This is a genomic window from Streptomyces incanus (genome assembly GCF_042656345.1).
In the GTDB taxonomy this organism is placed as follows: domain Bacteria; phylum Actinomycetota; class Actinomycetes; order Streptomycetales; family Streptomycetaceae; genus Streptomyces; species Streptomyces incanus.
Window position 1 is genome coordinate 1 of sequence record NZ_JBHSPC010000025.1, and the last position, 9,287, is coordinate 9,287.

Consider the following 9,287-nt stretch of genomic DNA (forward strand, 5'->3'; position numbering starts at 1 on the left):
GACGCGGGCGCGTGGAAGCGTATCGCCGCACGCGGCCTGACCCACCAGGCCAAGACCGTCGCAGACCGCACCGGCGGTGCCATGGTCATCCGCTCCGTGGTCGACAGACTCGAAGCCAAAGCCGCCATCACCCCGACCACCGGCACCGGTCCAAGACCGGACCCACCCGGCATCAGACAGCACGTCCGACGCCCAGGCGACGCCGGACACCCTCCCCCACCAGACCACAAGGCCCGGCGGGCAAGCGTCCGGAGGGACACGCTCACACGGACCGGACCCGGCTGCCCCGCGCAGCCCACCGGCACCAGGACGTGACGACGACCAGCACACCCACCACCGGCCACCGGCCACGCGGAGCAGCACTGGGCGCGGGATTCCATCTCCACGCTCATGCTTCCCCGCCCAGGTGGGCAGAACTCCCACCGGACCCTACGGTTCGCATAGGTTTGCTTAGCTGATCAGAGACGCTCTGCTCCAGGAGCCGGACCATGATCCGGCTCCTGTCGTGCAGGTGCTCATACCCACGGAGGCGTACATGGCGGCATGGACGTGGCGGTTCGAGAAGGCCGACGGGACGCAGGTCGAGCCCGCGGTGACGCCGGAGGACTTCACCACGCAGGGGGACGCCGAGTCCTGGATCGGGGAGAACTGGAAGGCCCTGCTGGAGGGCGGCGCCGACCAGGTGCGGCTGCTGGAGGACACCACGGAGATCTACGGGCCGATGAGCCTGCACGCGGAAGAGGCGTGAACCCGCGGGCGTGAAGCCCCGGCCGTGAGAATCCGGGCGGGGGCGACGCGGCCTTCCGGGCGGGGGCTTCGGCCCTCGCCCGTCCCGCGTCGGCTCAGCCCCGTACGCCGCACAGGTGGAGCAGTGACGCCACCCCGCGGTAGGGGTCCGTCCGTCCGGCCCGCTCCTCGACCGCGAGGAGCGTCACCAGGTCGTCGGGGCGGCCGAGGGCGTGCGCGACGCGCGCCCCCTCCACCGCCGTGTCCGTGAAGACCCGCACCCCGTACCAGGTGTGCAGCGGCGCCCCGAGCCCCGCGAGCGTCGCCGTGAGGTCCGTCAGCCGGTCGGCCCGCACCTCGAGACCGGAGCCGTCCGCATGGCACGGCGTGTCGAAAGCGGTCAGCGCCCCGGCCCAGTCGCCGCGCAGGCCGGACCGCATCGCCGACGCGTCGCCGTTGCGCACCAGCAGCGACAGCAGGCCGCCGGGGGCGAGCATCCGGGCCAGCCCCGCCACCAGCGGGTCCGGCTCCGCCACGCACATGAGTACGCCGTGGCAGAGCACCACGTCGAAGCTGCCCGGCAGGAAGTGCACACCGGTGTCGCGGCCGTCGCCCTCGACGACCCGCACCCGCTCCCGAATGCCCTCGGGCTCCCCGGCGAGCGTCGCGCGCGCGGTGGCGATCATCTCCGCGTCCCGCTCCAGACCGGTCACCTGGTGGCCGGCCCGCGCCAGACGCAGCGCCTGCGTGCCGCGGCCCATGCCGACATCGAGCACACGCAGCCGCCGCCCGACCGGGAAGTGCCCCACCAGCTGCTCGTCGAGCTGGCGGGCCACCAGCTCCCGCTCCACGATCTCCCGCAGGTCACCGGACGGCCCGGCCTGCTTCGGCGAGGCCTGCGCGGGCACCACTGCCGGTGCCGCGCCGTCGACGAACGGCGTGGTGCTCAGGGCCGCTCCCCGCGCTTGACCTGGGGCTTGGGCAGACGCAGCCGGCGCATCTGCAGCGAGCGCATCAGCGCGTAGGCGACGGCGCCGCGGCGCTTGCCGTCGGGGAAGCGCTCGGCCAGCCGCTTCTTCAGCCGGAAGCCGGTCACGAGGGAGTCGAGCACGATCATCACGATCACGACGAGCCACAGCAGCAGCGCGACGTTCTGCAGCTGGGGCACCCGGATCATGCTCAGCACCAGGATGATCACCGCCATCGGCAGGAAATACTCCGCGATGTTGAACCGCGAGTCGACGTAGTCGCGCGCGAACCGGCGCACCGGCCCCTTGTCACGGGCGGGCAGGTAGCGCTCGTCACCGCTGGCCAGCGCCTGGCGCTGGCGCTCCATCGCGGCACGGCGCTCGTCACGCTGCCGCTTGGCGGCCTCCTTGCGCGTCATCGACGTATTGGCCACGCTGCGCCGCTGGGTCTGGGCCTGGCTGCGCTTGGGCGTGGGACGGCCCTTCGGGGCCTCCGGGTGGCGGGTCTGCTTGGAGTCGGTCACCGTCGCCTTGTCGGCGTGGGCCTTCTCTTCCTTGGCACGGCTACGGAACACAAAACCCAAGGGTACGGGGTGCCCGGGGTTGGACCCCAGCCCCGAGGGGAACGATCCGGCAACACCACGCGTCTGTAGAAGACAGACAGAGGGGGCGTTGTGTGTGACTTGGGGCGGGTTGTCCGGCCGGTACCCGGGGATCACCTACTCCCTGCGCCGGATCGGGAGGATGCGCAGTCGTCCTTGGGGATGAGCGCATCCACCCCTGGACAGTGCGGTAATGGATGCAGGGCCCGTACTGTGGGTTCTGTCGCAGAAGTGTGAGCCGGAGTCCGTCAGAAGGGGGCGCGCGAAGCCCATGAGCGGTGTCATGAAGCGTATGGGGATGATCTTCCGCGCGAAGGCGAACAAGGCCCTTGACCGGGCCGAGGACCCGCGCGAGACCCTCGATTACTCGTACCAGAAACAGCTGGAGCTGCTCCAGAAGGTCCGCCGGGGCGTCGCCGACGTGGCGACCAGCCGCAAGCGCCTGGAACTCCAGCTGAACCAGCTGCAGTCCCAGTCCTCCAAGCTGGAGGACCAGGGCCGCAAGGCGCTCGCGCTGGGCCGTGAGGACCTCGCCCGTGAGGCCCTCTCCCGCCGCGCCGCCCTCCAGCAGCAGGTGACGGACCTGGAAACGCAGCACGCGACCCTCCAGGGCGAGGAGGAGAAGCTCACCCTCGCCGCTCAGCGGCTCCAGGCCAAGGTCGACGCCTTCCGTACGAAGAAGGAGACCATCAAGGCCACGTACACGGCGGCGCAGGCACAGACCCGGATCGGCGAGGCCTTCTCCGGCATCTCCGAGGAGATGGGCGACGTCGGGCTGGCGATCCAGCGGGCCGAGGACAAGACCGCCCAGCTCCAGGCGCGGGCCGGTGCCATCGACGAGCTGCTCGCCTCCGGCGCCCTCGACGACCAGTCCGGCATGCACAAGGACGACATCCAGGCCGAGCTGGACCGGCTCTCCGGTGGGACGGACGTGGAGCTGGAACTGCAGCGCATGAAGGCCGAGCTGGCTGGGGGCACCTCCGGGGAGAAGCAGGCCATCGAAGGCGGCAGTGAGCAGCCCCAGTCCCAGCAGCAGCCGCAGGACACCCCGCGGTTCGACAAGCAGTGACCGCCGCACGGGACACCGTGCCGACGACGACCGAGGCCCCCGCAAGGGCGGCCCAGGAGGCCGACATGATCGTACGGATCATGGGGGAGGGGCAGGTGGCTCTGGCCGAGAGCCACCTCGCCGAGCTGAACAAACTGGACGAGGAACTCCTCGCCGAGATGGACAAGGGCGACGGCGTCGGCTTCCGCCGCACCCTCACCGCCCTGCTGAACAGGGTCCACGAGCTCGGCGAGCCGCTGCCGGACGACGCCCTGGAACCCTCCGGCCTCATCCTCCCCTCCCCGGACGCGACCATCGAGGAGGTCCGGGAGCTGCTCAGGGACGACGGCGACGGACTGATCCCGGGCACATGAACCCTCAGGACCTGTCCGGCGGATCGTGCCGGACAGACCTTGGCCCGCCGGGCCACCCACGGCCGTACCGCTCACACCCGTACCGCTCACACCGGAACCGTTCGCATCCGAACCGTTCACCGTCGGTCCGTTCACGGCAGGCGCGGCCCTCACCACCGATCCGTCACCGGCCCACCCCGTACGCCTCCGCCACCCCGTACGGTGAACGGTCGTGAGCACCTTCCAGCGCGCCCGGTGCCGGCTGCGCGCGCACCCCTTCGCCCTGGACGCGGCCCTGGCCGCGAGCGTCCTGGTGTGCATCGTGGCCGGGTCCCTCGTGGAGCCGCACGGCCCCGACGGCGTCACCTGGGCGCTGCGCACGCCCGACCCGCTCAGCCTGGTCCTCATGGTGCTCGGCGCCGCCGCGCTCGTCCTCCGGCGCCGGGCACCCCTCGCGGTGCTCGCCTTCACGGGCGGGGTCTCCCTGGTGGAGTTCGTCACCGGCGACCCCCGCGCCCCGGTCGCGATGTGCGTGGTCGTCGCGCTCTACACCGTCGCCTCCGCCACCGACCGCCCCACCACCTGGCGGGTCGGCCTGCTCACCATGACCGTCCTCACCGGTGCCGCCGTGATCGCCGGCCCGCTGCCCTGGTACGCCCAGGAGAACCTGGGGATCTTCGCCTGGACCGGGATCGGCGCCACCGCCGGGGACGCCGTCCGCAGCCGCCGTGCCTTCGTCCAGGCCATCAGGGAACGCGCCGAGCGGGCCGAACGCACCCGCGAGGAGGAGGCCCGCCGCCGCGTCGCCGAGGAACGCCTGCGCATCGCCCGCGACCTGCACGACGTCGTCGCCCACCACATCGCCCTGGTCAACGTCCAGGCCGGGGTCGCCGCCCATGTCATGGACAAGCGGCCCGACCAGGCCAAGGAGGCCCTCGCCCACGTACGTGAGGCCAGCCGCTCGGCGCTCGGCGAGCTGCGTGCCACCGTCGGTCTGCTGCGCCAGTCCGGCGACCCCGAGGCCCCCACCGAGCCCGCCCCCGGACTGGACCGCCTCGACGACCTCGTCGGCACCTTCCGCAGCGCCGGCCTGCACGTCCTGGTCGCCCGCGAGGACCAGCGTCCGGACCATACGCCCGCGCTGCCCGCCGCCGTCGACCTGGCCGCCTACCGGATCATCCAGGAGGCACTCACCAACGTCCAGAAGCACGCCGGCGCCGAGGCGAAGGCTGAGGTCAGCGTCGTCCGGGTGGGTCCGCACCTCGAGGTCACCGTCCTCGACGACGGCACCGGTGCCGGCCGGCACGAAGCCCCCGCCGACCACGACAACGGCGGCGGCCACGGCCTGCTCGGCATGCGGGAACGCGTCACCGCCCTGCGCGGCACCCTCACCACCGGCCCCCGCTACGGCGGCGGATTCCGCGTCCATGCGATCCTGCCCGTCGAGACCCACACGTCCGCGGCCCGGGACGGTTCGTGACCCGCCCGCGGCCCAGGACGGTCCGTGACCAGCGCTCCCGGGGGACCCCATGACCATCCGCGTCCTGCTCGCCGACGACCAGGCCCTGCTGCGCAGCGCCTTCCGCGTGCTCGTCGACTCCGAGCCGGACATGGAGGTGGTGGGCGAGGCGTCCGACGGCGCCGAGGCGGTCCGGCTGGCCCGCGAACAGCGCGCCGACATCGTCCTCATGGACATCCGGATGCCCGGCACCGACGGCCTCGCGGCCACCCGCCTGATCAGCGCGGACCCCGAACTCGACGGGGTCCGCGTGGTGATCCTGACGACCTTCGAGGTCGACGACTACGTGGTGCAGTCGCTGCGGGCCGGCGCCTCCGGCTTCCTCGGCAAGGGCTCCGAACCCGGCGAACTGCTCAGCGCCATCCGGATCGCCGCCGAGGGCGAGGCACTGCTGTCCCCGGCCGCCACCAAGGGTTTGATCGCCCGTTTCCTCGCCCAGGAGGGCACGGCGGACGGCGCCGATCTCGACCCGGCCCGCGCCCAGCGGCTCGACTCGCTGACCGTGCGGGAGCGCGAGGTGCTGGTCCAGGTCGCCGGCGGCCACTCCAACGACGAGATCGCCGCGCGCCTGGAGGTCAGCCCGCTGACCGTGAAGACGCACGTCAACCGGGCCATGGCCAAACTGGGCGCCCGCGACCGGGCCCAGCTGGTGGTCACCGCCTACGAGTCCGGCCTGGTACGCCCGAGGGCGGACTGAACGCGACCGCGTGTACTGCGGGGGGAGTAGCCGCCGCCGCGAGGAACGGGACTCCGGGCCTACGGATCGGGCCCTCCCGATGCACCACTGTGTAGAGCGGGCACCCGGCTGAGCCCGCCGTGCCCCTGCCCGTGCCCGTGACCGTGCGTCAGACGGTGCCGGTGACCGTACTCCTGACCGCTCACAGACGCTCACAGAAGAGAGATCCGTAACCCATGTCCTGGCTGGCCAGATTCAGCCTCGCGCAACGCGCGCTGATCGGACTCATGTCGATCATCGCGCTCGTGTTCGGGGCGATCGCGATACCTCAGCTCAAGCAGCAGCTGCTGCCGACCATCGAACTGCCCATCATCTCCGTGATCGCCCCCTACCAGGGCGCGTCCCCGGACGTGGTGGAGAAGCAGGTCGTCGAGCCCATCGAGAACAACCTGGAGGCCGTCGACGGCATCTCCGGAGTCACCTCGAAGGCCAGCGAGGGCAGCGCCGTGATCATGGCGTCCTTCGACTTCGGCAACGACACCAAGCAGCTCGTCGCCGACGTCCAGCAGGCCGTCAACCGGGCCCGCGCCGTGCTGCCCGAGGGTGTGGACCCGCAGGTCGTCGCCGGCAGCACCGACGACATCCCGACCGTGGTCCTCGCCGTCACCTCCGACAAGGACCAGCAGGCCCTCGCCGACCAGCTCGACCGGACCGTGGTCACCGAGCTGGAGGCCATCGACGGCGTCGGCCAGGTCACCGTGGACGGCGTACGGGACCTCCAGGTCACCGTCACCCCCGACGACGCGAAGCTCGCCGACGCCGGTCTCACGACGCAGGCACTCCTGCAGGCCCTCCAGGCGGGCGGCGCGACCATCCCGGCCGGCTCCTTCGACGAGGACGGCGCCAACCGCACCGTCCGGGTGGGCGGCGGCTACACCTCGCTCGAGCAGATCGAGGACCTGATGGTCACCGGCGAGCCCGGCAAGGGCAAGCCGGTCCGTCTCGGTTCCGTGGCCGAGGTGAAGCAGCAGGAGGCCAAGACCGACTCGCTCACCCGCACCAACGGGGAGCCCAGCCTCGCCGTGGTGGTCACCATGGACCACGACGGCAGCGCCGTCGCGATCTCGGACGCCGTCGACGAGAAGCTGCCCGGCCTGCGCGAGGCGCTCGGCTCGGGCGCCGAGCTCACCGTCGTCAGCGACCAGGGTCCGGCCGTCGCCCAGGCCATCGAGGGCCTGACCGTCGAAGGCGCGCTCGGCCTGGTCTTCGCGGTCCTGGTGATCCTGGTCTTCCTGGCCTCGATCCGCTCGACCCTGGTCACCGCGGTGTCCATCCCGCTGTCCATCGTGCTCGCGCTGATCGTGCTGTGGACGCGTGACCTGTCGCTGAACATGCTGACCCTGGGCGCGCTGACCATCGCGATCGGCCGGGTCGTCGACGACTCCATCGTCGTCCTGGAGAACATCAAGCGGCACCTCGGCTACGGCGAGGAGCGCCGCGAGGCGATCCTGGTCGCCGTCCGCGAGGTGGCCGGCGCGGTGACCTCCGCGACGCTGACCACCGTCGCCGTCTTCCTGCCGATCGGCCTGGTCGGCGGCATGGTGGGCGAGCTGTTCGGCTCCTTCAGCCTCACCGTCACGGCGGCGCTGCTCGCCTCCCTGCTGGTGTCGCTGACGGTCGTCCCCGTCCTGTCGTACTGGTTCCTGCGTCCCCCGAAGGGCACCCCCGAGGACGCCGAGGAAGCCCGCAGACTGGCCGAGGAGAAGGAGGCGAAGAGCCGCCTCCAGCGCGTCTACGTCTCCGTCCTGGGCTTCGCCACCCGGCGCAGGCTGGCCAGCCTCGGCATCGCCGCCGTCGTCCTGATCGGCACGTTCGGGATGACCCCGCTGCTCAAGACCAACTTCTTCGACCAGGGCGAGCAGCCGGTCCTCACGGTCCGTCAGGAGCTGGAGCCCGGCGCCAGCCTCGAGGCGACCGACGAGCAGGCAAAGAAGGTCGAGAAGCTGCTCGGCGACACCGAGGGCGTCAAGGACCACCAGGTCACCATCGGCTCGTCCGGCTTCATGGCGGCCTTCGGCGGCGGTACGGACACCAACCAGGCCACCTACCAGATCATGCTCGAGGACTCCGCGTCCTCCGTCGACGTGCAGAAGCGCATCGAGAAGGGTCTCGGCGAACTCGACGGCATCGGCACCACCACCATCGCGGGCGGTGACGGATTCGGCAGCCAGGACCTGAGCGTCGTCGTCAAGGCGGCCGACGCGCAGGTGCTGCGCAAGGCGGCCGACCAGGTTCAGGAGGCCGTGGCCTCGCTGGACGACGTCACGGACGTCACCAGTGACCTGTCGCAGAGCGTGCCGCGGATCTCCGTCGAGGCCAACTCCCGTGCCGCCGCGGCCGGGTTCAACAGCCAGACGCTCGGCGCTGCCGTCGCCCAGGCGGTCCGGGGCACCCCGGCCGCCAAGGCGGTCCTCGACGACACCGAGCGGGACGTCGTCATCCGGTCGGCCGAACCGGCCACCACGCTGGCCGAACTGAAGAAGCTGCGCCTGGGCCCGGTGCAGCTGGGCGACATCGCCACCGTCGAGCTGGTGGACGGCCCGGTGTCCATGACCCGGATCGACGGCCAGCGCTCCGCCACCGTCACCGCCCGTCCGACCGGCGACAACACCGGCGCGGTCAGCGCGGAGCTCCAGACGAAGATCAACGCGCTCACCCTCCCGGCGGGCGCGACGGCGGAGATCGGCGGCGTGTCCGCGGACCAGGACGAGGCGTTCGCCAACCTGGGCCTGGCGATGCTCGCGGCGATCGCGATCATCTTCATGCTGCTGGTCGGCACCTTCCGCTCGCTCGCCCAGCCGCTGATCCTGCTGGTGTCCATCCCGTTCGCGGCGACGGGCGCGATCGGCCTGCTGATCGTCACGGGCACCCCGATGGGCGTCCCGGCGATGATCGGCATGCTGATGCTGATCGGCATCGTGGTCACCAACGCGATCGTGCTGATCGACCTGGTCAACCAGTACCGCGCCCAGGGCTACGGGGTCGTCGAGGCCGTGATCGAGGGCGGCCGGCACCGGCTGCGCCCGATCCTGATGACGGCCCTGGCGACGATCTTCGCCCTGCTCCCGATGGCGCTCGGCGTCACCGGCGAGGGCGGCTTCATCGCGCAGCCGCTGGCCGTGGTGGTGATCGGCGGTCTGATCACGTCGACGCTGCTGACCCTGCTCCTGGTGCCGACCCTCTACGCGATGCTGGAGCTCCGCAAGGAGCGCCGCGCGAAGAAGAAGGCGCTGAAGAAGGGCACGGCGGCCGAGGAACCGGCGGAGTCGGAGAAGTCCGCGGGGTCCGCGGAGGACCCGGCGCCGGCCCAGGTCTGACCGGTCCGCGAGCCGGTC

8 protein-coding genes and 1 pseudogene are annotated in these 9,287 nt (G+C 71.7%); 7 read left to right on the plus strand and 2 right to left on the minus strand.

The genetic code is table 11. From position 1 onward, the window contains the following. Both ACFP2V_RS09700 and ACFP2V_RS09705 read left to right on the plus strand, forming a co-directional pair. A pseudogene (locus tag ACFP2V_RS09700) lies at positions 1 to 315 on the plus strand (hypothetical protein); the annotation flags it as partial. A gap of 220 nt (positions 316 to 535) precedes the next feature. Further along, positions 536 to 748 carry a hypothetical protein gene (locus ACFP2V_RS09705; protein ID WP_062194121.1) on the plus strand — a complete coding sequence of 71 codons (213 nt, stop codon included), beginning with the start codon at positions 536 to 538 and terminating at the stop codon, positions 746 to 748. A gap of 94 nt (positions 749 to 842) precedes the next feature. Here ACFP2V_RS09705 and ACFP2V_RS09710 read toward each other — a convergent pair whose 3' ends face one another. Beyond that, entirely contained in the window at positions 843 to 1,562 is a 720-nt protein-coding gene (locus tag ACFP2V_RS09710) for a class I SAM-dependent methyltransferase (RefSeq protein ID WP_381208911.1), read from the minus strand. A 110-nt stretch (positions 1,563 to 1,672) separates the two neighbouring features. Then, positions 1,673 to 2,308 carry a DUF3043 domain-containing protein gene (locus ACFP2V_RS09715; RefSeq protein ID WP_381208914.1) on the minus strand — a complete coding sequence of 212 codons (636 nt, stop codon included), beginning with the start codon at positions 2,306 to 2,308 and terminating at the stop codon, positions 1,673 to 1,675. 271 nt (positions 2,309 to 2,579) lie between these two features. Here ACFP2V_RS09715 and ACFP2V_RS09720 point away from each other — a divergent pair, with 271 nt between their 5' ends. The 5 genes from ACFP2V_RS09720 to ACFP2V_RS09740 all read left to right on the plus strand — a co-directional run bounded on the left by ACFP2V_RS09720 (position 2,580) and on the right by ACFP2V_RS09740 (position 9,269). Beyond that, on the plus strand, positions 2,580 to 3,365 hold the full coding sequence (locus tag ACFP2V_RS09720; protein WP_381208512.1) for a PspA/IM30 family protein: 786 nt from the start codon (positions 2,580 to 2,582) through the stop codon (positions 3,363 to 3,365). 65 nt (positions 3,366 to 3,430) lie between these two features. Beyond that, positions 3,431 to 3,718 (plus strand): PspA-associated protein PspAA, encoded by a 288-nt coding sequence (pspAA, locus tag ACFP2V_RS09725; RefSeq protein ID WP_381208515.1) that lies wholly within the window; start codon positions 3,431 to 3,433, stop codon positions 3,716 to 3,718. 211 nt (positions 3,719 to 3,929) lie between these two features. Continuing rightward, positions 3,930 to 5,177 carry a sensor histidine kinase gene (locus ACFP2V_RS09730; protein ID WP_381208518.1) on the plus strand — a complete coding sequence of 416 codons (1,248 nt, stop codon included), beginning with the start codon at positions 3,930 to 3,932 and terminating at the stop codon, positions 5,175 to 5,177. Between the two features lie 49 nt (positions 5,178 to 5,226). Further along, positions 5,227 to 5,913 (plus strand): response regulator, encoded by a 687-nt coding sequence (locus tag ACFP2V_RS09735; protein WP_381208521.1) that lies wholly within the window; start codon positions 5,227 to 5,229, stop codon positions 5,911 to 5,913. Between the two features lie 215 nt (positions 5,914 to 6,128). Next, positions 6,129 to 9,269: an efflux RND transporter permease subunit gene (locus ACFP2V_RS09740; protein ID WP_381208524.1), complete on the plus strand. Its 3,141-nt coding sequence runs from the start codon at positions 6,129 to 6,131 to the stop codon at positions 9,267 to 9,269. The last annotated feature ends 18 nt before the right edge of the window (positions 9,270 to 9,287 follow it).

Excerpts from the sequence above, each read along its gene's own strand:
- ACFP2V_RS09740 (WP_381208524.1), top strand. The coding sequence starts at position 6,129 with ATGTCCTGGCTGGCCAGATTCAGCCTCGCGCAACGCGCGCTGATCGGA.
- ACFP2V_RS09735 (WP_381208521.1), top strand. The coding sequence starts at position 5,227 with ATGACCATCCGCGTCCTGCTCGCCGACGACCAGGCCCTGCTGCGCAGC.
- ACFP2V_RS09720 (WP_381208512.1), top strand. The coding sequence starts at position 2,580 with ATGAAGCGTATGGGGATGATCTTCCGCGCGAAGGCGAACAAGGCCCTT.
- ACFP2V_RS09705 (WP_062194121.1), top strand. The coding sequence starts at position 536 with ATGGCGGCATGGACGTGGCGGTTCGAGAAGGCCGACGGGACGCAGGTC.
- pspAA (WP_381208515.1), top strand. The coding sequence starts at position 3,431 with ATGATCGTACGGATCATGGGGGAGGGGCAGGTGGCTCTGGCCGAGAGC.